This window comes from Candidatus Poriferisodalis sp. (assembly GCF_965204195.1).
In the GTDB taxonomy this organism is placed as follows: Bacteria; Actinomycetota; Acidimicrobiia; order Acidimicrobiales; family Poriferisodalaceae; genus Poriferisodalis.
This window is the reverse complement of the sequence record NZ_OZ241975.1, coordinates 2,388,665-2,410,021: the sequence shown is the minus strand read 5'-3', so window position 1 is coordinate 2,410,021 and position 21,357 is coordinate 2,388,665. Positions and strand designations below refer to the sequence as shown.

The following is a 21,357-nucleotide window of genomic DNA, read 5'->3' as shown; positions in this document are numbered from 1 at the left end:
CCCAGATGAGACTGCCCGAGATCACGCCTGAAGAGCTGACCGGCGGCGGGCGCGAGGTGTACGACGCCTTGCGCAGCGGTCCGCGCAGCGCAGCGACGGCCGACCTGAACGTCAAGAGCATCGTGGGCCCCTATGGCGTCTGGGTACGGGCGCCTGCCATTGGGGGACCCACGCAGGCGCTGGGTGCTGCTGTCCGGTTTGCGGGCGGCCTTCCCGAGGCGGTCAAGGAGGCGGCCATCTGCACGGTCGGGGCGCACTACCGGTCGAAGTTCGAGTTCGCCGCCCACGAACGCCTGGCCCAGATGGCGGGCATCGAGCAGCGCCACCTTGATGCGCTCCGGGAGGGCAGGCGCGCGGAGTTCACCGGGCAGGAAGCCGTCGCCCACCGGGTCGCGGCAGAGCTGCTCGAGTCGCACGCCATGAGCGATGAGACCTACGCCGCCGCCACCGAGGAGTTCGGCACCGAGGGCGTCATCGAGCTGGTGACCACGGTGGGCTACTACTGCTTGATCTCGCTGACGCTGAACGCCTTCGAGATCCCGCTGCCGCCTGACTGGGAGGATCCCTTCCCCGACGGAGACTGATCAGCTCGCCGGGGACGGTTCTTCGGTCTCGATTGGCTCGACGGGGCCTGCGCGCTCGAGCGGCAGCTCCACCGTGAACTCGGTGTACTCGCCCTGCTCGCTCTCCACCGAGATCTGACCGCCGTGGCCTCGCACGATGTCGTTCGACATCGCCAAGCCCAGCCCCGTGCCCTCATTGGTGGGCTTGGTGGTGAAGAACGGCTCGAAGATGCGCTGGACGACGTCGGCCGGGATGCCGGTGCCGTTGTCGCGCACCTTGATCACCGCAGACTCGTCGGTTCGCTGTGTGCTCAGCCAGATCGTCGGGAAATAGGGCGTGCTGTCGCTGTCGCCCGCGGTGACCATCTTGCCCGGCTCGCCGCCGAGGTCCCGCCATCGCTCATTTGCTGCATAGCCGGCATTGGTGACCAGGTTGAGGAACACGCGGCCCATGTCCTGCGGGATGACCTCCAGCTCGCCCACGTCGGGGTCGAAGTCGCGCTCGATGGTCACGTTGAAGTCGGCGTCCTGCGCCCGGGCGCTGTGGTAGGAGAGCATGGCATGCTCTTCGAGCAGGGCGTTGAGCTCCACCGGGCGTGACTCGCCGCCGCCCCGGCCCATCATCAGCATGCTCTCCACGATGCGGTTGGCCCGGTCGCCGTGCCCGCGGATGCGGGTCAGGTTCTCCTTGAGGTCGCCGGTGATCTCGGTGATGTAGTCAGCTTGGTCGTCAGGCGGTTCGGGATCGGCGATCGCTCCGAGCAATTCTTCGAGCAGCTCGTCGGACGACTCAGCGAAGTTCTTGACGAAGTTCAGCGGATTCCGGATCTCGTGGGCGACGCCGGCGGTCACCTCGCCGAGCGCCGCCAGCTTCTCGTTCGCCACGATCTGGTCCTGCGCACGGTCCAGGTCGGCGAGCGTCTGCGACAGCTGCTCGTTGCGCTCGCTGAGCTGACCGGCGAGCTCCTCGACCAGATTGAGCCGCTGCACTTCCAGTGCTGCCTTGCGGAACTGTTCGAGAGCGTCGGCCATCTCGGCAACCTCGTCGCGGCCCCTCGTGTCGACGGGGGTCTCAAGATCGCCGCCCGCCAGGGCCCGCATGCGGTTCGACAGCTGGCCGACGCGCCGCAGGATCCGCTTGCCGACGAACAGCCAGCTGATCAGCAGCGCACCCAGAATGCCGACGATGCTGATGACAACCAGCAGCAGGCGCCCAGTGTTCACGGCCTGCGCTGACGCTTCGGTGGCGACATCGACGTCGGTTTCCACGGCACCGACGAGCGACTCGATCTCGCCGACCAGCGCCACGCCCAAGGCTTGGTTCTCGGCAAGCAGCCGACGCTGGGACTCCTCGATCTGCAGGCGTCGCTGAGTAACGTCGAACACGCTGCCGTCGTTGAGCCCGAGCGCGAAGAGGCGGTCCATAGCCGCACGAAAATCGTCGCCTGCCGCGTCGCCGAGTGCCGCGACGCTGATCTCGATGCGATCCCTCGTCGATTCGAAGCTCTCGCGCAGCGGCTCGATCAGTGTCGATTGCGATGCGCTGAACGCACTCGCCAACAGCTCGGCAGATCCCGCTACGTCGCTGGTCAACGCGGACCAGTGGCGGTACAGGAGCAGGTCGTCATCGGTGCGGTAGACGAGGGCGTATGGCACCGATTCTTCGTCCAGTTGGCGCCGACCGGTGAGGAGGAAGAAGAGCTGATCGTCGAGCGATGGCACGATGTGGAATTCGAGGTCTCGCACGGCCTCGTCGGCGTCGGCCCTGAGCACGTCGGCCTGCAGCCTCAGCGCGAAATACTCAGGCATGTCGGCCTCAATAGCGGCGATGTTCGAGTTGAGCTGGGCGGCGTAGCCCCGCATCTCGCCAAGCCACATCGAACCCGTGCCGCGATTCCACAGCAGTTCGAGCTGGGTCTCGAATTCGGACCGTGCGGCGGCGATCCCATCCACTACCGTCTCGAAGTCCTCCGGGGTCGAGGACGCGAGCTCAGGGCCGCCTGCGACGAGGCGGTTGCTGGACTCAGCCACGCCGAAAGCGGCAGTCAGCTCCGGGATGGCGCCCTCGTTGACCTCCTTCTCTGCGGCACCGACACGGGTGAACGAGATCCAGGCGACGAGCGAGGCCGCCAGCGTCAGCAAGAGCGGGGCAGCGATGCCCGCATACATCTGGGTCGAGATCCGGTGATAGATCGCCGGCTTGCGATGCTCGCTCGGGGCGCCGCGCTGGGACGCGTCGGCGGGCTGCTCAGCGTCAGCAGCGTCGCCGGCCGGCGTGGGTTCGTCGCCGAAAGGTGCCTCTTCGGCGGAAGCTGTCTCGGTCATCGGTCTGCGCTCGTCAGCGTGTCAATGGGGCGGTAGGCGCCGTCGGCTCCGATTCGGGTGACGAAAACGGCGTCTGAGCCTTGATTGTCTTCAGTGACGCTCTGGCCGTCGCCGAAACGCAGCACAAAGCCGTCGATGTCAAGTGCGTCGGCGCCCAAGATGGCGTCCAAGAAGCACCGGCGCGTCACCGCGCTGCCGCATCGCTCCAAGCCGGCGATGGCGAGCCGTCCTGCTATGTAGCCCTCCAGCGACACGAAGCCGGGCACCGGATCGGCATCGACATGGTCGAAATCGGCGTGCAGAGTTCCCAAGTGATTCAGGGCTGCCCGGTACGCCGCGACGACAGGCGTGGAGTCGTCGAACGGGAATGGCACGACTTGGGTGACAAGCACGCCTTCGCCCTCGGCACCGAGCTGGTCGGCCAGCGCATTGGCTCCGACGAAGGACAGCGTGATGAACACCGGATCGAAGCCCGTATTGCGTGCCCAGGAAATGAGCGTGCCCACTGGCTCGTACGCACCGACCATGATGACGGCCTCGGGGTTGCCTGCTCTCAAGTCCAGCAGAGCCGTCTTGATGGCTGTGGTGTTGCGCGGGTAGAAGCCGATTGCCACCGGTTCCATGTCGCGTCGCTCAAGTGCGGCCAGGGCACCGAAATAACCCGCTCGTCCGAACGAGTCGTCCTGGAACAGCACGGCGATCCGCCTGATCCCCAGATCGGCCGTCAAGCGCTCCACCATCTCCTCTGTCTCCTGGGCGTACGAGGCACGAAGGTTGACGATGTTGGTCCATTCGTCGTCGCGCAGGAACCCGGCCCCGGTGAACGGTGCCACGTAGGGGATGTCGGCTGCGGCCGCCACGGGGGTGGCCGAACGCGACGTGGGCGTTCCCACAGCGCCGATCAGCGCGAACACTTCGTTGCTCTCGATGAGTGCTGTGGTGTTGGCAATGGCGGCTTCGGGTTCGTATTGGTCGTCGAGCGACCTCAATTCGAGGCGCCGTCCGTTCACGCCGCCAGCGCGATTGGCCTCTTCGAACGCGGCCAGGATGCCGAGGCGCATGCCGACGCCGAGTTCCGCTGCCGGGCCGTTCAGCGCGGCCGATTGCCCGAACACCACCCGATCGGGGTACACGCCGGTTTCATCGCTGAGATGGTCGGGAACAGTCGGGCGCACCGGCGCAGCGACGGTGTTGGTGGGGCCGGTGCCGTCTGAGCCGCTGCGATCTGGGTCGCTGCAGGCGCCGAGCAGGGCAGCGGCGGCAATGGCAACGGCGGCCGCCGAGACGCCCGCGCGCATTTTGGCCGTGCCGTCAGGCACCAGCCCGGGCGACCAGCGTCAGGTGGTTCTTGCCGTCGGCGTGCTTGTACGCAAGATCTTCGGCCATCGTGCGCACGAGGTGCAGGCCCAAGCCGCCGATCGACCGCTCCTGCAGCGGTAGATCCGTATCGGGAGACGGTTCATCGTTCAGGGGATCGAATGCAGCGCCGTCGTCGACGAGGGTGATGGTGACCGAACTTTCGCCGCTCTCCAGCGTGATCTCGATGTCGCTGAGTCCGCTGGTACGCCCGTGTGTGAGCGTGTTCAAGATGAGCTCTTCGAGGATCAGATTAGACCTGAGGACGAGGTCTGGCGTCCAGTCGTCCAGCTCGGCCATTTCCTCGACGAACGCCACGATGCGCGGGAGCGCTTCGGCGGCAGCAGCGCCCGGCACTGGTGTGATGTTCAGCGAACGTCGCATGAGTGGTGCTCCGTAGTGGGAGTTCTGCGGCGCGGTCGAGCGTGCACGAGCGGGTCAATCGCCAGACGGGCGCCGCTGAGCGTGAACCTGTTCATGAGGCATTCCGATGCAGTGCCAGACAGGTGATGTCATCGGAGGCGGGAGCTTCCCCGGCGAACTCGTGGACCGCATTGAATATCGCGGTCATCGCGGCGTCAGCGTTCTGGGGCGGGCTGCCGACGAAGAGCTCGAGGAGTCGAGCAAGACCGAATTCCTCGTCGTCCGCGTTCATGGCCTCGCTGACACCGTCGGTGTAGAGAATGAGGGTCTCGCCGGGTCCCAGCGAGATCGTCTGCTCGCTCAGATTCGCCGTGAAGATCTCTTCGGGCGCGATGCCCAAGGCGATGCCTCCGGTAGCGGGCAATTGCTCGGCGCTTCCGTCGGCACGGACCACCACCGGTGGGTCGTGGCCGGCGCTCGAATACGTGATCTCGCCGCTGTGGGGGTCATACACCGCCATGATGACCGTCACGAACATGAAGGTCGGGTTGTCGGCCTGGAGTACCCGGTTCGCCTCGATGAGGGCTTCGCGCGGCGAACCGGTACCGATGGCGGCACCCTTGAGGGCAGTCCGGCTCGACATCATGAACAGCGCTGCAGGAATGCCTTTGTCGGAGACATCGGCAACGGTCGCGAACATCCGGTCTTCTGGAACGCCGACGTAGTCGTAGAAGTCGCCGCCGACGTTGCGCGCCGGAACCATATTGGCGTTGATCTCGTACATGGCCGTCGCCGGGAAGTCGGATGGCAGGATCGACTGCTGCACGTTGGTGGCGATGTCGAGCTCGTTTTGAAGCGTGACCAGCTTGTCGCGCGATGCCGTGGCCTCCCGCCACTGCCGGAGATGCTCGACTGTGCGCTCGATCGTGATCTGCAGATCGTCGAAGTCGACCGGCTTGGTGACGAAGTCGAACGCGCCCCGGTTCATCGCCGTTCGGATGTTGCCCATGTCGCCGTAGGCGGAGATGATTACGGCTCGCAGATCCTGATTGAGCGAGCCGAGCTGGGACAGCAGCGTCAGCCCGTCCATCTGCGGCATGTTGATGTCGGACAGCACCAAGTCGATGCTGTCGTCGGCCCGCAGTTTCTCGAGCGCCTCCAAGCCGTTTCCGGCGAACTCGAATTCGTACTTGCCGCTGCGGATGTGTCTCCGCATCCGCTGCAGGACGAGCGGCTCAAGATCGGGCTCGTCGTCGACGACGAGGATGCGCCAGGGCTGGGACATGGGCGTGACTACGCCAGCTGTGCCTTCGCCTCGTCGAGCGTTCCGAACACCGTGATGATCTGATTGAAGCCGCTGATGCGGAACACTTCGTCGACCGAGGCTGCGAGCGAGCAAACGGCGAATGGCGTCGAACTGCCGCCCAGGTGCTGAGCGAGCAGCAACAGGACACGCAGGCCGGCGCTGCTGATGTAGTCGATGCCACCCATGTCGAGGATGACGCGATTGTCATCGCCCGAAAGAGCAGCCATCAGCGACTCGTGAAATTCGGCGGAGTTCGATCCGTCCACCCGACCCGCGGGACTGATCACGTTCGTGCCTGCGTCCCGCTCCTGTGCGAGTTCCATATTGTGCAGCCTCCTGCGCAGCTACGAGATGCGGAGGTACCGCATCATGCCAGTCCTGAGGCATGCCCGATCCGACACCCCAAAGTTCAGGCCTTACGTCGGCGAAACCTACTACACACCTTTGCGGTATCCACCTCATCGGCCCCCCTCTTGGGCGCCGCCTCTTAACCTGCGAGTGTGGGTCTGCGTCCTGAGGGGGGATCGGTTCCGGATACACCGGGCAGCTACCAGTTCTTGGACGCGGACGGACGGATCATCTACGTGGGCAAGGCGAAGAGCCTTCGATCCCGCCTGAACAGCTACTTCGGCGATCCCGCCGGCCTGCCCCTCCGTACCGCACAGATGGTCGCCTCGGCCGCGTCCGTCGAGTGGATCGAGGTGTCGACCGAGGTCGAGGCGCTCATGCTCGAGTACAGCCTCATCCAACGGCACCAGCCGCGATTCAACGTCAGACTGCGTGACGACAAGTCGTACCCGTTCCTGGCGGTAACCCTGCTCGACGAGTGGCCTCGTGCCATGGTCATGCGCGGGCGGCGCAAGCGCGGCAACCGATACTTCGGGCCATACGGACACGCCTACGCCATCCGCGAGACGCTCGACCTGCTGCTGCGGACGTTCCCGATCCGTACATGCAGCGACAACAAGCTGGCCACGCACCAGCGGCTCGGCCGGCCGTGCCTGCTGTACCACATCGAGCAGTGCGCCGGCCCGTGCGTGGGCGAGATCGGGCGCGACGAATACGACCGGCTCGTCAGGGAGCTAGTGCGCTTTCTCGAAGGCGATACCGACGCAATCGTCAACGATCTCACCCAGCGCATGGCCGATGCATCGACTGAGCTCGAGTTCGAGCTGGCAGCCCGGCTGCGGGATCGGCTTGCCAGCGTCCGGCGTGCCATCGAAAAGCAGCAGCTCGCCGGGACGCGCAACGAGGACTTCGACGTGGTCGGCATCAGCGACGACGAGCTGGAAGCGGCCGTCCAGCTGTTCTTCGTGCGCAAGGGGCGGGTGATGGGCCAGCGAGGGTTCGTCGTGGACAAGGTGGAGGCACTCGACGGCCCGCAGCTCGTTTCCCGCGTGCTCTCGGGGCTGTATCACGAGGAGAACCCGCTGGGCTGGCCCAAGCTCGTGCTCGTTCCGGAATTGCCGTCCGACACAGCGCTGTACGAGCAATGGCTGAGCGAGCAGCGTGGCTCTCGAGTGACACTGCGCATTCCGCAACGGGGCGACAAGCGCGCGCTGATGGACACGGCGCGCCACAACGCGCGCGAGTCGCTCGCACGGCACCGGATGCGTCGTGGCAGCGATCACAACAGCCGGGCTCGGGCGCTGAATGAGCTGGCCGAGTACCTGGAGCTGCCCCGACCGCCGCTGCGCATCGAGTGCTACGACATGAGCCACCTGCAGGGAACCAACTACGTCGGCTCGATGGTGGTGCTCGAGGACGGCCTGCCGCGCCGCAGCGAGTACCGGCACTTCAGGCTTCGCAATGTCGATGGCAACGATGACTACGCGGCCATGGACGAGGTGCTGCGCCGGCGGCTGCGGAACTACCTGGCCGAGCGAGACCTGCCGGCATCCGAGCAAGGTCGCTTCGCCTACCCGCCCCAGCTGCTGGTGGTGGACGGCGGCAAGGGACAGCTCAGCGTGGCGGGGGCAGTGCTCGACGAGATGGGACTCCGCGAGCAGATCCCGGTGTGCGCCCTCGCCAAACAGTTCGAGGAAGTGTTCGTGCCGGGCCGTTCGGAGGCGGTGCGCATCCCTCGTCAGTCCGAGGCGCTGTACCTGCTGCAGCGAGTGCGCGACGAGAGCCACCGCTTTGCCGTGTCGTACCACCGCAGGCTGCGCGGCAAGGCCATGAAGCGGGGGGTGCTCGACGGCATCGCCGGGCTGGGGGACAAGCGGCGAGCGCGGCTGGTGCGCGAGCTCGGCAGCGTCGGTGCGGTCAAGTCGGCATCGCTCGACGACTTGCGGGCGCTGAGCTGGCTGCCCGACGCCGTGGCGGAGGCGGTGTTCGCTGCGACTCACCCAGAGGCGACGCCGACGGGCTCCTGATGCTCAACCGGTAGGCGCGCCGTACGCTCGGCGACATGGCTGGGGGGCCGGAGTTTGTGATTGTGGCCGGCTTGTCGGGCGCCGGGCGCTCGACGGCTGCCAACGCGCTCGAAGATCTCGGCTGGTTCGTCATCGACAACTTGCCGCCGCACTTGATCGGTGACGTGGCCGACATGGTGGCTCGGCCCGGTGCGCGGCTGCGTCGCATGGCGTTGGTAGCGGGAACCCGGGAGTACCGGGAGGATCTGGTGACGGCAATCTCACAGTTGCGCGAGCGCAATGCCGCCGTGCGCGTCGTCTATCTGGATGCTCCGACCGACGTGCTGGTGCGGCGTTACGACGACACCCGCAGGCGGCACCCGCTGCACACCGGCGATCAGCCGGCGATCGCCGATGCGCCCGAGCCAGCGATGGCGGAACCGGTGGCGGAGTCGGTCATCGATGCCATCGAACTGGAGCGCGAGCTGCTGGCCGACGTACGTGACACGGCCGATGTCGTTATCGACACGGGCGATCTGAATGTCCATGAGCTGCGAGATCGAGTGCACGACGAGTTCGGGACAACCGGCGATGAACTCCAGATGCGGACCGCTGTCATGTCATTCGGGTACAAGCACGGCGTGCCGCGCGAGGCCGACCTGGTGTTCGACTGCCGCTTCCTGCCGAACCCGCACTGGGTGCCCGAGCTGCGGCCATTCACCGGTCTCCATCCCGGGGTGCGCGAGTGGGTGCTCGGCCAGCCGGCGACCATGACGTTTCTTGAGCACCTCATGCCGCTGCTCGAAGCGCTGCTGCCGTCGTACCGGACCGAAGGCAAGTCGTACCTGACGATCGCACTGGGCTGCACCGGCGGACGCCACCGCAGCGTGGCGATTGCCGAGGAAGTGACGCGGTTGCTCGCCGGGGCGGGCCACGATCTGCACAGCCGCCACCGCGACATCGCCCGCTAGCCACCATTTGCCCGCTAGACAGCTAGCGACGGAATGGGCCGGGGTGCAGGCAGCCCGCCAGGCCCGCAGAGCGAAGAGGACAGCAGCAGATGAGCGTGCGCGTGGGCGTCAACGGTTTCGGCCGGATCGGGCGCAACTTCTACCGGGCGGCCGACCGCCCCGACTGCGACATCGAGATCGTGGCGGTGAACGATCTCGGCGACACCGCCACCATGGCCCACCTGCTCAAGTACGACTCGGTGCTCGGCAACCTGCCGCACGACATCGCTGCAGTCGAGGGCGGCATCTCGATCGACGGCACAGTGCTGCCGGTGCTGTCAGAGCGCAACCCGGCCGACCTGCCCTGGGGTGACTACGGCGTCGACGTCGTTGTGGAATCGACCGGCATCTTCACCTCCCGTGACAAGGCGTCGATGCACCTCGACGCGGGCGCACCGCTCGTGATCGTGTCGGCACCTGCGTCCGGTGCCGACGCCACATTTGTGGTGGGGGTGAACGATGCCGACTTCGACCCCGAAGCGCACAAGGTGGTCTCGAACGCGAGCTGCACGACGAACTGCTTCGTGCCGATGGTGCAGGTGCTCGACCAAGCCTTCGGCGTGCAGCAGGGCCTCATGACCACCATCCACGCCTATACCGGCGACCAGTCGCTGGTGGACGGGCCGCACGGCGACCTGCGCCGGGCCCGCGCGGCAGCCGTGAACATCATTCCCACCTCGACCGGTGCCGCCCGGGCGACAGGGCTGGTGCTGCAGGCGATGGACGGCAAGCTCGACGGCACCTCGCTGCGGGTGCCGATCCCCGACGGCTCGATCACCGACTTCACGGCGACGCTGGACGCCAGCCCCAGCGTCGACGACGTGAACGAGGCATTCGCTGCCGCTGCGGCCAGCGGTCCGCTGGCCGGCGTTCTGGACTATTCCGAAGACCCGCTCGTGAGCAGTGACATCGTGGGCAACCCGGCGAGCTGCGTGTTCGACGCCGGTCTGACCATGGCGATGGGCAGCATGGTCAAGGTGCTCGGCTGGTACGACAACGAGTGGGGCTACTCGAACCGGCTGGTGGACCTCGTGGGCATCACCTGCAACCGATGAGCAGCGCCGGCAGCCTGCCGGCGCTGGACGACCTCGAGCTGCGGCTCGGCGGTCTCGACGGCCGGCGCATCCTGGTTCGGTGCGACTTCAATGTTCCGTTGCGTGACGGCGGGGACGGTCGGCCAGAGATCGCGGACGACTTGCGCATCCGGGCGGCATTGCCGACCTTGCGCTGGCTGACGGAGCGCGGAGCTTCCGTCACCGCCTGCTCGCACCTGGGTCGGCCGTCAGGCGTCCCAGATGAGCGTTACTCACTGGCCCCTGCGGCGGAACGTCTTGCGGAGCTGGCCCCCGGCGTCGCGCTGGCCGAGAACCTCCGCTTCAGCCCGGGAGAGACGTCCAACGATCCGGCCTTCGTGGAGGCGCTCGTCTCCGGCGGCCTCTTTGTCCCGTTCGGCGGTGCGCCAGCGGGTACAGATGTGGTTGCGTTCGACGGCTACGTGAACGACGCCTTCGGGGCGAGCCATCGGGCGCACGCCTCCATCGTGGGACCGCCACAGCGCCTACCGAGCGCCGCGGGCCGACTGCTGCAGCGGGAAGCCGACGTGCTCGGCGGCCTGCGCACCGACGCCAAGCGGCCGTTTGTGGCCGTGCTCGGCGGCGCCAAGGTGAGTGACAAGCTCGGCGTAGTCGAAGCGCTGCTGGACGTTGTCGACACGCTGGTCATCGGCGGCGGCATGTGTTTCACCTTCTTGGCCGCATTGGGTCACCCGATCGGTGACTCGCTGTGCGAGCCCGACTTCATCGAGACCTGCGAACGCCTGCTCGGGAGCGGCGCCAGAATCGTTCTGCCCAACGACATCACCGCCCTCGATGCCGGCGGGACGGTGCGCCAGATGGGCCGCAGCCTGCCCGACGGCTGCCGCGGCCTCGACATCGGCCCCGGCTCAGCGGCCGAGTTCGACGATGTGATTGCAGGAGCCCGAACGGTGTTCTGGAACGGCCCGATGGGCCTGTTCGAAGACGAGCGATTCGCCGCGGGAACCCGCGCGGTGGCCCAGTCGATGGCGGATTCCCGCGCGTTCACCGTGGTCGGCGGCGGAGACAGCGCCGCGGCAGTGGCCCAATTCGGGCTGGCGCCCTACATGGATCACATCTCGACCGGGGGAGGGGCGGGCCTCGAGCTCATCGAGCACGGCGATCTGCCCGGGCTCGCCGCCCTGCGAGACTCGCCGCAGCGGTGAGCCAGTCGGGGAGAGCAACGATGAACCGAACGCCACTGGTTTCGGGTACGACCCGCCGCTTCGGCGGGCCAATGAGAAATGGGGGTAGACGATGAGCCGAACGCCTCTGATTTCGGGTACGACCCGCCGCTGCGGCGGGCCAATGAGAAATGGGGGTAGACGATGAGCCGAACGCCTCTGATCTCGGGTAACTGGAAGATGCACCTCAATCACCTGGAGGCCATCCAGCTCTGCCAGAAGCTCAGCTACGAGCTGGCTCGCCACCGCTACGACCAGGTGGAGGTGAGCCTGCACCCACCTTTTGTCGATCTGCGGAGCTGCCAGACGGTCATCGACGCGGACCGCTTGGAGTTCAAGCTGGGCGCGCAGAATTGCCACGATCAGGCTCAAGGCGCGTTCACCGGCGAGGTATCGCCCGCAATGCTGGCCAAGCTCGACGTGAGCTACGTCATCGTCGGCCACAGCGAGCGTCGGGCGCTATTCGGCGAGACCGATGAGTTCATCGCCGCCAAAGCGGCGGCCGTCGCCAAAGCTGGCATGACACCGATCGTCTGCGTCGGCGAGACGCTTGCCGAACGCGAAGCCGGACAGGCGGTCGATGTCGTCAGCACGCAGCTGCGAGGCAGTCTCGCCGAGCTCGCCAAGGCCCACTTCGAGACGCTGGTGGTGGCCTACGAGCCCGTCTGGGCCATCGGCACCGGACGCAACGCATCTCCTGACGACGCGCAGGAGATGTGCGCAGCCGTCCGTGGCGTTGTCGACGGCATGCGCCGGGGAACCGGCGAGCAGGTCCGCATCCAGTACGGCGGCTCAGTCAAGCCCGCCAATGCGCCCGAACTCCTAGCGCAGACTGACATCGACGGCGCCCTCGTCGGCGGCGCCTCCCTCGACCCTGTCCAGTTCGCTCGAATAGTCCACTCGGCAACGCATTTGTAAGTTGCAAGTTGTTCCCGCAGTGGGTACTATTTCTAACAGTGTCGGTGACCCCCGCCGGCACTTCCCCCTTTCCCCAGGAGCACGTCACATGGCCGTCCTCGATTCCATCCGCGACATGCAGGACCGCACCCTCGAGCAGATGAAGACTGCCCAAGAGCAGTTCGTCTCGATGAACGAGCGCGTCGCTGAGGCTTGGCTGTCTGCCGTGCCGGCTACGTCGAGCCCGTTCGCGGAGTACCTGCCCAAGCCCACCGAGATGATCGACACCTACTTCAGCTTCTGGAGCCAGGTGCACGAGGCCAACAAGGACTGCGCCGCACGCATCGCCGCAGCCTGGGAGCGGGCCAGCGAGGACGCCCAGGCCTGATGGCCGCATCCGACCCTGAGGCCGCCGAAGCGGACGGTCAGCGGTCGGCGAACCCGTTTTCCGGCTTCGACCAGCTCGGAGACTTCATACGGGCCCAGCGTGAGCTGATGGAGCTGAGCCAGCGGCAGCTGGCCAAGATGGCTCGGCTGTCGAACCCGTACCTCAGCCAGATCGAGCGCGGCCTGCACGAGCCGTCTGTGCGCGTGCTCAAGGCGCTGGCCGAAGCGTTGAACGTGCGCGCGGCCACGCTGCTGTCGTATGCCGGTCTGATGGACCGCGACGACGTGCCTTCGGTGGTGGAGGCGGTGCAGGCCGACCCGAACCTCACCGATGAGCAGAAGGCAGCGCTGCTGGGCGTGTACCGCAGCTTCGACACCGGCGGAGACTGAGGCTCTGTGCCCGGATCCATGATCGCCGGCGACAGCATGTGGAAGGTCGCCTTGCGCATGGGGGCTGCCGATGCAGCTCTCGGCTCGGCGCGCTGGTGGGCTTCGGTGCAGTGGGGCCTCGGCACCGCTGCTGCCGTGACGGCCGCGGCGCTGCGGTTCGGCGGTCGCAGCGCGATCACCGACGATGCCGGTTCGGTCGATTACCGCACGCTCGACCGCAGTGCATCGAGCGTCGCAGCCCGATTGCGCGCCGAATCGACCCAGCCCGACGGCAGCCTCGGCGCCGTCGGCATCCTGTGCCGCAACCACCGGTGGTTCGTGACGGCGCTCGTGGCGTCCGAGCGCGCCGGCTGCGACTCTGTGCTGCTCTCGACAGCGCTGCCTGCGTCGAATCTCGCAGAGGTGTGCGCACGCGACGGCATCGCCGTGATCGTCGCCGACGAGGAATTCGCCGAGGTCGTGGCCCAGTCGGGCATGGATGCCGCGGTGCTCGTGGCCGACGGGAGCGGCCCGGATTCGCTGTCCCATATTGCAGCGGACGGCTCGCCGTGCTCGCCGCCGTCGCGCCGGCCCAAGCTCGTCCTGCTGACATCGGGCACCACCGGAGCGCCGAAGAGCGCAGTGCGCGCGCTGAAGACGACGCGCACGGGCGGTGTCGGCATGCTGCGACGCGTCCCGTACCGCCTGGGCGACCGCTACTTCATCGCCTCGCCGCTCTTTCACGCCTGGGGCCTGAGCCAGCTCGTCGTCGGTCTCGCTACCGCCAGCACTCTCGAGATGAGGCGGCAATTCCAGGCGGCCGAGGTGGGCCAGCTGCTGTGCGAGCGGCGCTACGACGCCCTTGTGGTGGTGCCGCTGATGCTGCGCCGCATTCTCGACCTGCCGATCGAGCCCGGCGCGGTGCGCCGACCGCGCATGGTGCTCAGCAGCGGCAACGTCCTGTCGGGCGACCTGGCCCGGGAATGGATGGACCGCTTCGGAGACCGCTTGTACAACGTGTACGGCTCCACCGAGACCGCCATCGGGACCATCGCCGATCCTGTCGACCTGCGCGCAGCTCCCGGCACGGTGGGCCGACCTCCCGACGGCGTGACGCTGACGATTCTCGATGATGACGGCATGCCGTCGCTCAACGGCAGTGCCGGCTGGGTTCACCTGGCCAGCACAGCGCAATTCCTCGGCTACACCGACGGGAGCGACGGCGACCGAGCGGGCACGCTCATGGCCACCGGCGACATCGGCCGTCTCGACGCCGACGGCCGGCTGCATATCTCAGGGCGCGCCAACGACATGATCGTGACGGGCGGTGAGAACGTCTTCCCCTCTGGTGTCGAGGAGGTACTGGGGCGTCATCCGAGCGTCGAGATCGCAGCCGTCGTCGGGGTGGACGATCCCGAGTTCGGTCAGCGTGTGGCGGCGTTCGTGGTGCCGCGCCCGCGGCGCCGCGTCGATGCCGACCAGCTGCGTGCTTGGGTCGGCGAGAACCTTCCGAGCTTCATGGTGCCGCGCGACGTTCACTTCGTGGATGCCCTGCCCATGACCACCACGGGAAAGGTCGTGCGGCACCGCCTCGCTGTGCTGGGGCACCCCGACCGGGTGTAGCGGGCTCAGCCTGTCGTTTCCCGCTCTTGTTCGCCAGCGGGCTCAGCCTCTTGGCGGCACCGGCGGCTGCTGGCCGAACGTCTCGACGGCGGCCCGGTCGACGTAGCGAGCGACCTCGCGCTCGAACGGGTACGACAGGTGCGAGCCCTGGTACCAGAGCATGTCGGGGCGATCCCAGTGCTCCCAGAGCGTTTTGACGTTGCCCGGCCGGACCCAGCGGTCGAGGAGCCCAGCGAAGATGTAGCGCCGCTCGTGGGGCACCTTGCAGGGAAGCGACAGCGGCGATACCACCGAGAGGGTCTGCTCGTAGGGCTCCCACGACAGCCCCCACTGCTCGTAGAAGGGCGGGAGCAGCGGTTCGACCTGCCGGCGGGTGCCGCGCGCCAGGTCGCTCTCGGGCACACCGGCGATCACCGCAGCCAGGTCGTCTTCCAGCGCCGCGGTCATGGCGGCCATGTAGCCGCCGAGCGAGATGCCCGACACGGCAACGGCCGGCGCTTCATGCTGGTCGCGCACCCATCCGATCACCCGGCGGATGTCCCAGGCGCCCTGCGCCACGGTGAACACCGTGTTCATGGCGCCTGCGTGGATGACCCGCGAGCCGCTGACGCCGATTGCCCGGGGGCCGTGCAGCGGGAGCACCACGGCGATCACGTTGAGGCCCCAGCGCCGGTGCAGGCGGTGCGCGTACAGCATCCACATGTCCATCTCGGGCTCGCCGGTGCGGTAGCCGTTGACGGCAACCACCCAGGGACGGGGTCGGTCGGGGTGCTGCAGCATCCACGCATGGGTGGTGCGAACCGGCCGGTAGTCCATCCAGCGGTCGCGTCCCGGCTCGCCGGGCCACGGCTCGAACTCGCTGGCGAATCGGACGTGCCAGAAGTCGGCGTCGCCGGCTGAGGTCGCGCTGATCTGCACCCCGCCATTGAGCGGCGGGGGAGTGCGGTGATAGGCAGCGGGGTCGTCGAGCCAGCCGCATTCGGCATACAGGCTGCGGGCCTCGGCCAGCTCGGAGCGAAGCCGCTGGCGGAACGGCCCGTCGGGGATGCGCATGCGAGCCGACGCCAGCTCCAGCTGGATCGACCACTCGTCGATCATCCACTTCCACGCTGCGGCCGGTGTCTGGCGCACCGCGGGCAGATCGTCTTCGTTGTGCCCGCGGATCCACTCGGCCACCGAGCCCGCCGCCCGGCAGCCGGCGCGCAGCGGCGACGCAGGCCGCTTCGAGGCCGGTCGGCGGCTGTCCGTCGGAGCGTCGGAGGGAAGGGCGGTCATCGGCGGTCGGGATTCTTTCGCTGGTCGCTTGATCTCGCTCTACAGCGCCCGGGCATCGAGCCGGGCGAGTGCGGCATCGGTCGACACCAGCATGCGCTCCAGCAAGTCTGCAAGAACTTCGCGCTCGCCGGTGTCGAAGACGGTGAAGATCTCCTCGTAGATGCGGTAGGCGCGGTCGACGAAGTATTGGTGGCGGGCCGCGCCGAGATCGGTCAGCTCCACCAGCACCTCCCGGTGGTCGCGGTCGGCTCGTCGCTTGAAGACGAGCCCATCGGTCTCGAGCCGGACGACGGCGCGTGTCACCGTGCTGGGCTCGACATCCATGATGTCGGCGAGCGTCCGGATGGAGACGGGACCGTGACCAGCCACCGCGTCGAGCGCCCGGAACTGGCCGGGCTCGATCGACTGGGATCCACCCCCGAGCACGTGCCGCCGCAGCCGTTCGACGGTCGGCCCCAGCCGTGCGGCGCGCCACAGGGCAGCGACCTTGTGATCGAGGTCCCATTCATCGCCCCAGTCGGCAGACTCGGGCGCCCAGGTCTGCTGCGCGTCACGAACGCGAGGCAGCCCGAGCGTGCGGCGAGCGCTGCTGTCCCCCGACTGCGCTGGGCCTGTCTGGCCCTGCTGGTCCGTTTCGATCAAGCTCATGGGCGGTCTTCATAATCTAGCCGATCTGCTGCGTCCCCGCCAGCAGATCATTGCAGCGTGTCACACAATTTCATCAAGCGAAATCTGCTTGTGACCTCGCTGTAACGTAGATATGATTGCATAGCGTCATGCAATTGGCGGACGGCCAAGTTGGACGACGGCATGTGTCCCATCAGTCCGCCAATTCGCTCCGGCAGGTGTCTGGTACGCCGCCGGGATTCGTGACATCAGACCGGACACCCCCCTTGCATTCCGGAGGAACCAAACATGGCCAAGCAATGGCGTGAGATCTATGACGAGTGGGAGAAGGCCGTAGCGCCTGGTCTCCAGCAGCTCACCGCCTCGGACGGCTTCCGCGACTTCATGGCCGCGAGCGCCAAGGTCACCAGCGCACTCACTGCTGAGTTCGAGCGGGCCAGCCGGCGTTGGCTGCACTTCTGGAACCTGCCCGCGGCCACCGATGTTCGCAAGCTTCGCCAGCAGGTCGCCGCAGTCGACCGTGAGCTGAAGGGTCTCAAGAACCTCGTGTTCGAGGTGGCCGCCGCTGCGCCCGGCGATGTGGCACCGGCCACGAACGGCGCTGCGCAGCCGGTTTCGAGCAAGCTGGCTGCCAAGAAGGCCCCTGCCAAGACGGCCTCGAAGGCCTGAGTCCCCCGAACACCCCGATCACATCTGAACATCCTGAAGGAATAGCCATGCCCCCAACGACACTGGCCAAGCCCATTCCGAAGAACGACGCCAACGGCGCTGCGCCCGAGGCTGACGCCGCGGAGTTCAACCCGTTTGCCGGCTTCGCCCCGTTTGCCGACATGTGGGAGACCGGCATGCGGCGCTGGTGGAACCTGACCCGCCACGTCATGGGCATCGATCGTGCCCCGGTCGGCCAGACGCCCCGCGACGCGGTATGGAGCAACGGCAAAGCAGTGCTGTACCGCTACCGCAGCGAGAGTCCCACGGTGCGCCCGCCGCTCCTGCTGGTGATGAGCCTGGTCAGCCGCTCGTTCATCTTGGATCTGCAGCCGGGCAACAGCTTCATCGAGCGACTCGTGGCCGAGGGCTTCGACGTCTTCCTGCTCGACTGGGGCGTGCCCGACGAGGAAGAGGCCAACAACACCCTCGAGACCTACTGCGACGAGCTGCTGCCCCAGGCGGTGGCCAAGGTCAACCAGATGGGCGGCGAGAACGGCGTCACCGTGTTCGGCTACTGCTACGGCGGCCTGCTGTCGCTGCTGTACGCGGCCGGCCATCCCGACGATCCCGTCCGCAATCTTGTCGTGATGGCCACCCCGGTCGACTTCACCAAGATGCCCGCGGCCATGACCGGTGTCGGCAAAGGCGGCATCGATCCCGAACACCTGATGGACCACACGGGCAACGTGCCCGCCGAGGCCGTGCGGGCCTCGTTCACGCTGCTCACGCCCACGTCGGATCTCAGCACGGTCATGGACTTCTGGGAGCACCTCGACGACGACAAGTTCCTGAGCTCGTACCAGGCCATGACGTCGTGGACCCGCAATCACATCCCGTTTCCCGGCGCCACGATGATCCAGACAGTCGAGATGTTCAACGAGGGCAACGGCTTCATCACCGGCGACCTGATGCTCGGCGGTCGCAAGCTCGACCTTGCCGACATCACGGTGCCGTTCCTGAACGTGATCGCCGAGCGCGACCACATCGTGCCGCCCGAGTCCACCTACGGCCTCGATGAGCTGGTCGGCTCCGACGATGCCACCGAGATGCGGCTGCCTGCCGGCCACGTCGGGCTGATCGTGGGCAACGGCGCCCGCAAGCGCTCGATCCCGTCGATGATCGGCTGGATGCTCGAACACAGCGACGTCCAGAGCTAGCCGACGCCACTCGTGGCCGAGAGCCGAGCCTGAGTCGGGGACGCTGCAGCCCGTGAGCGAGACAGCCACATCGGAGCGCCCCCGGGCGGGTCAGCGCGTGGCGCTGGTGATGGGCTCCGGCGGCATCGTCGGCGGGGCGTTCCACGCCGGCGTGCTCAAAGCGCTGGAAGACACCTGGGCGATCGACGCCCGGGAGGTCGACCTGATCGTGGGCACGTCGGCCGGGTCGATCTCCGGTGCCCTGGTGGCTGCCGGGCTTAGTCCCAGCGATCTGTTCCGCCGCGAGACACGTCAGCCCCTCAGCTCCGACGGCGAGCGGCTGCTCGGCGCGGCACGGGCCCGGCGCGGCCCGAAACGCCAGGCCACCGCCAGCTTCGGGGCACCGATGGCACCCCACATCTGGATGCTCGCTGCGGCGATGCCGGGCCAGGTGGCGCCGGGTACCGCGCTGGCCTCGCTGCTGCCCCGTGGCAGGGTGCCGACGTCGCACGTGGCCGACATGGTGCGCGGGTTGTTCGAGGGGGAGTGGCCGACCGGGCCAAGACTGCGTGTGCCGGTTGTCGGTCTCGACACCGGCCAACGGGTGGTCTTCGATGCCGACGGCCCGGCGACCCCTGCGGAGGCTGTCGCGGCGTCGTGTGCTGTGCCGGCGGTCTTTGAGCCGGTCGAGATCGACGGCACCGCGTACATCGATGCCGGCGTGCACTCGTCCGACAACCTCGATGTGCTGCGGGACGAGTCGTATGACCTGGTCGTGGTGAGCTCGCCGATGGGCATTGCCGAACTGCCGTCTGCAGCGCGTCCGTGGGCCATGCCGATTGCCGCGGCGATGGACTTCGGCGCGACAACACTCGGCTGGAGCGCATTGCGAGTTGCCAGCCGGATGGCCACCGAATGCGAACGACTGAGCTTGACGGAGTGTGAGCGTGTGGAAATCGTCATGCCGGCATCGGCCGACCTCGATGCCATGGGCGCCAACCTGCTCGACCCGCGCCGCCGGCCGGCTGTGGCCCTGCAGGCCTACGCCACGGCGAGCGAGCAGTTCACGGCGCACCCCCTGTAGCGGATCGCTCGTGCGCCGGCGCCGGCCGGGAGGCCGCGGGTAGCGGCTCAGATCTAGAGTCTCAGCGTGCCTGCTGAAGAATCGTCCACCGCCGCCGAGATGCCGAGTCTGCGCGATGGCCTCGTGGCGTTCGTGAAACGCGATTGCCCCACCTGCCGCGACGTGGAGCCGGTGCTCGCCGAACTCGTCGACCACGCCGTGCGCAGCGGCACTCGCCTGACGGTGTTCACCCAGGACGACCCCGAGTTCATGGCTGGGCTCAGCGGGCAGTCTTCCGAGGTGGTGCACGACCACGATCTGGCAATGTCGTGGCACCACGAGATCGACACCGTGCCGACGCTCATGGCAGTGATGGACGGCCGTGAGATGGCGCGCACCGTGGGCTGGGATCGCACGAGCTGGGAGGCGCTGAGCGGCGCCGACGATCTCGGCACCTCGCTGCCCGAAATGCGACCGGGCTGCGGCTCGATGTCGGTCGACCCATTGCTGGCAGATGAGCTGGCATTGCGTTTCGGCGCCACCGCGTTCGCGAGCCGCAAGGTGGAGCTGGCTTCGGCGGAGGACCCCGTCGAGGCGGCATACGACCGCGGCTGGTCGGACGGGCTGCCGGTGGTGCCGCCAACCGAGGCACGGGTGGCCGCCATGCTGGCGGGAACGAGCCGGGCGCCCGACGAGATCGTTGCGGTGGTGCCGCCGACGCTGGCCGAATGCACGGTGGAGAAGGTGGCGGTCAACGCCGTCATGGCGGGCTGCAAGCCCGAGTACCTGCCGGTGGTGCTGGCGGCGGTCGAAGCTGCCTGTACCGACACGTTCAATATGCACGGCCTGCTGTGCACGCTGTGGTTCTCAGGACCGATCGTGATCGTGAACGGCCCGATCCGGCACCGCATCGGCATGAACACCGACAAGAACGCACTCGGCCAAGGCAACCGCGCCAACTCCACCATCGGGCGGGCCCTGCAGCTCGTGATTCGCAACGTCGGCGGCGGCAAGCCCGGCATCGGCGGTATCGACCGCTCGGCGCTCGGGTCGCCCTCCAAGGTGGGCTGGTGCTTCGCCGAAGACGAGGAGGGGCTGCCCGACGGCTGGCCGCCGCTGTCGGTGAGTCGCGGGTTCGAGCCGGGCCAGGACACGGTGACCCTGTTCGCCGGGCATGGTCCAGTGGGCTGCATCGACCAGGTCTCCCGCACGCCCGGCTCGCTGATCCGCACGCTCGCCCAGCAGCTGCTGTGCGTGGGCAATCGGAAGCTGCCGGCTGAGGCGATGGTGGTGATGACGCCCGAGCACATGTCGACGTTCGCCGATTCGGGCTGGACCAAGGAGCGCTTCTACGACGAGCTAGACCCGCTGCTGCAGATGGATCTCGACTTCGCCGCCTGCGGTGCGGGCGGCATTGAGGAAGGGTTGCCTGCGTCGTTCGTGCAGCACCTGAGGGGCACTGCTGACGCCGACGGCGATGGTGACAGCGGCGTCCCAACCGACGGCGGGCACGTGTTCGGTTCGTCGGAGGGCACCACCAGCGGGGGCTTGCGCAAGCTGCCGCCGTGGTCGCCCATGGTGGTGCGTGCCGGCGGGGGAGCGGGCGGCTTCAGCGCCATCATCGAGGGGTGGGTGCCCGGCGCCAAGGGCAGCATCCCCATCACCCACCCGATCCGCCCGTAATCGCCCAATCCCCGCTCGGGCCCGGCGACGGGTGCCGGTAGCCTCGACAGCC

At 67.4% G+C, this 21,357-nt stretch carries 20 protein-coding genes; 13 read left to right on the top strand and 7 right to left on the bottom strand.

The features are described from left to right. The first annotated feature begins 5 nt into the window (after window positions 1-5). Window positions 6-584, top strand: a complete 579-nt coding sequence (locus ACOGI8_RS10775) for a carboxymuconolactone decarboxylase family protein (protein ID WP_419853802.1) — start codon at window positions 6-8, stop codon at window positions 582-584. Here the strand turns inward: ACOGI8_RS10775 and ACOGI8_RS10770 are convergent, their stop codons facing one another. From ACOGI8_RS10770 to ACOGI8_RS10750, 5 genes are all read right to left on the bottom strand, one after another. Next, the gene (locus tag ACOGI8_RS10770; protein ID WP_419853801.1) at window positions 585-2,888 is read right to left on the bottom strand and encodes a sensor histidine kinase; all 2,304 of its coding nucleotides are present in this window, start codon (window positions 2,886-2,888) and stop codon (window positions 585-587) included. It abuts the gene before it with no gap. Next, a complete protein-coding gene (locus ACOGI8_RS10765) occupies window positions 2,885-4,207 on the bottom strand; it encodes an ABC transporter substrate-binding protein (RefSeq protein ID WP_419853800.1) in 1,323 nt (440 codons plus the stop codon). The genes ACOGI8_RS10770 and ACOGI8_RS10765 overlap by 4 nt, the downstream gene beginning before the upstream one ends. Next, window positions 4,200-4,628 (bottom strand): ATP-binding protein, encoded by a 429-nt coding sequence (locus tag ACOGI8_RS10760; RefSeq protein ID WP_419853799.1) that lies wholly within the window; start codon window positions 4,626-4,628, stop codon window positions 4,200-4,202. The genes ACOGI8_RS10765 and ACOGI8_RS10760 overlap by 8 nt, the downstream gene beginning before the upstream one ends. Window positions 4,629-4,719: 91 nt before the next feature. Beyond that, on the bottom strand, window positions 4,720-5,892 hold the full coding sequence (locus ACOGI8_RS10755; protein ID WP_419853798.1) for a PP2C family protein-serine/threonine phosphatase: 1,173 nt from the start codon (window positions 5,890-5,892) through the stop codon (window positions 4,720-4,722). Window positions 5,893-5,900: 8 nt separating this feature from the next. After that, complete coding sequence (locus tag ACOGI8_RS10750; RefSeq protein WP_419853797.1) at window positions 5,901-6,236, bottom strand: STAS domain-containing protein; 336 nt, start codon at window positions 6,234-6,236, stop codon at window positions 5,901-5,903. Window positions 6,237-6,413: 177 nt separating this feature from the next. On the opposite strand from ACOGI8_RS10750, the gene uvrC reads away from it, so the two are divergent. From uvrC to ACOGI8_RS10710, 8 genes are all read left to right on the top strand, one after another. After that, window positions 6,414-8,288 (top strand): excinuclease ABC subunit UvrC, encoded by a 1,875-nt coding sequence (uvrC, locus tag ACOGI8_RS10745; RefSeq protein WP_419853796.1) that lies wholly within the window; start codon window positions 6,414-6,416, stop codon window positions 8,286-8,288. 35 nt (window positions 8,289-8,323) lie between these two features. Beyond that, a complete protein-coding gene (rapZ, locus tag ACOGI8_RS10740; protein ID WP_419853795.1) occupies window positions 8,324-9,238 on the top strand; it encodes an RNase adapter RapZ in 915 nt (304 codons plus the stop codon). An 89-nt stretch (window positions 9,239-9,327) separates the two neighbouring features. Further along, entirely contained in the window at window positions 9,328-10,332 is a 1,005-nt protein-coding gene (gene gap / locus ACOGI8_RS10735; protein WP_419853794.1) for a type I glyceraldehyde-3-phosphate dehydrogenase, read from the top strand. Between the two features lie 14 nt (window positions 10,333-10,346). Beyond that, window positions 10,347-11,516 carry a phosphoglycerate kinase gene (locus ACOGI8_RS10730; RefSeq protein WP_419856400.1) on the top strand — a complete coding sequence of 390 codons (1,170 nt, stop codon included), beginning with the start codon at window positions 10,347-10,349 and terminating at the stop codon, window positions 11,514-11,516. Window positions 11,517-11,678: 162 nt separating this feature from the next. Beyond that, the gene (gene tpiA, locus ACOGI8_RS10725) at window positions 11,679-12,452 is read left to right on the top strand and encodes a triose-phosphate isomerase (protein ID WP_419853793.1); all 774 of its coding nucleotides are present in this window, start codon (window positions 11,679-11,681) and stop codon (window positions 12,450-12,452) included. An 88-nt stretch (window positions 12,453-12,540) separates the two neighbouring features. Beyond that, window positions 12,541-12,819 carry a hypothetical protein gene (locus ACOGI8_RS10720; protein ID WP_419853792.1) on the top strand — a complete coding sequence of 93 codons (279 nt, stop codon included), beginning with the start codon at window positions 12,541-12,543 and terminating at the stop codon, window positions 12,817-12,819. Next, window positions 12,819-13,208, top strand: a complete 390-nt coding sequence (locus ACOGI8_RS10715; RefSeq protein ID WP_419853791.1) for a helix-turn-helix domain-containing protein — start codon at window positions 12,819-12,821, stop codon at window positions 13,206-13,208. The genes ACOGI8_RS10720 and ACOGI8_RS10715 overlap by 1 nt, the downstream gene beginning before the upstream one ends. Before the next feature lie 6 nt (window positions 13,209-13,214). After that, the gene (locus ACOGI8_RS10710; RefSeq protein ID WP_419853790.1) at window positions 13,215-14,810 is read left to right on the top strand and encodes an AMP-binding protein; all 1,596 of its coding nucleotides are present in this window, start codon (window positions 13,215-13,217) and stop codon (window positions 14,808-14,810) included. Window positions 14,811-14,852: 42 nt separating this feature from the next. On the opposite strand, the gene ACOGI8_RS10705 is transcribed toward ACOGI8_RS10710, so the two are convergent. Beyond that, window positions 14,853-16,085, bottom strand: coding sequence for an alpha/beta hydrolase family protein (locus tag ACOGI8_RS10705; RefSeq protein WP_419853789.1), 1,233 nt, complete (start codon window positions 16,083-16,085; stop codon window positions 14,853-14,855). A gap of 39 nt (window positions 16,086-16,124) precedes the next feature. Further along, window positions 16,125-16,733: a MarR family winged helix-turn-helix transcriptional regulator gene (locus tag ACOGI8_RS10700; protein ID WP_419853788.1), complete on the bottom strand. Its 609-nt coding sequence runs from the start codon at window positions 16,731-16,733 to the stop codon at window positions 16,125-16,127. Window positions 16,734-17,000: 267 nt separating this feature from the next. On the opposite strand from ACOGI8_RS10700, the gene ACOGI8_RS10695 reads away from it, so the two are divergent. The 4 genes from ACOGI8_RS10695 (at window position 17,001) to ACOGI8_RS10680 (ending at window position 21,305) form a co-directional block, all read left to right on the top strand. Beyond that, the gene (locus ACOGI8_RS10695) at window positions 17,001-17,381 is read left to right on the top strand and encodes a poly(R)-hydroxyalkanoic acid synthase subunit PhaE (RefSeq protein WP_419853787.1); all 381 of its coding nucleotides are present in this window, start codon (window positions 17,001-17,003) and stop codon (window positions 17,379-17,381) included. A gap of 47 nt (window positions 17,382-17,428) precedes the next feature. Then, window positions 17,429-18,580 carry an alpha/beta fold hydrolase gene (locus ACOGI8_RS10690; protein WP_419853786.1) on the top strand — a complete coding sequence of 384 codons (1,152 nt, stop codon included), beginning with the start codon at window positions 17,429-17,431 and terminating at the stop codon, window positions 18,578-18,580. Window positions 18,581-18,632: 52 nt separating this feature from the next. Further along, a complete protein-coding gene (locus ACOGI8_RS10685; RefSeq protein ID WP_419853785.1) occupies window positions 18,633-19,643 on the top strand; it encodes a patatin-like phospholipase family protein in 1,011 nt (336 codons plus the stop codon). A gap of 66 nt (window positions 19,644-19,709) precedes the next feature. Continuing rightward, window positions 19,710-21,305 (top strand): thioredoxin, encoded by a 1,596-nt coding sequence (locus tag ACOGI8_RS10680; protein WP_419853784.1) that lies wholly within the window; start codon window positions 19,710-19,712, stop codon window positions 21,303-21,305. The last annotated feature ends 52 nt before the right edge of the window (window positions 21,306-21,357 follow it).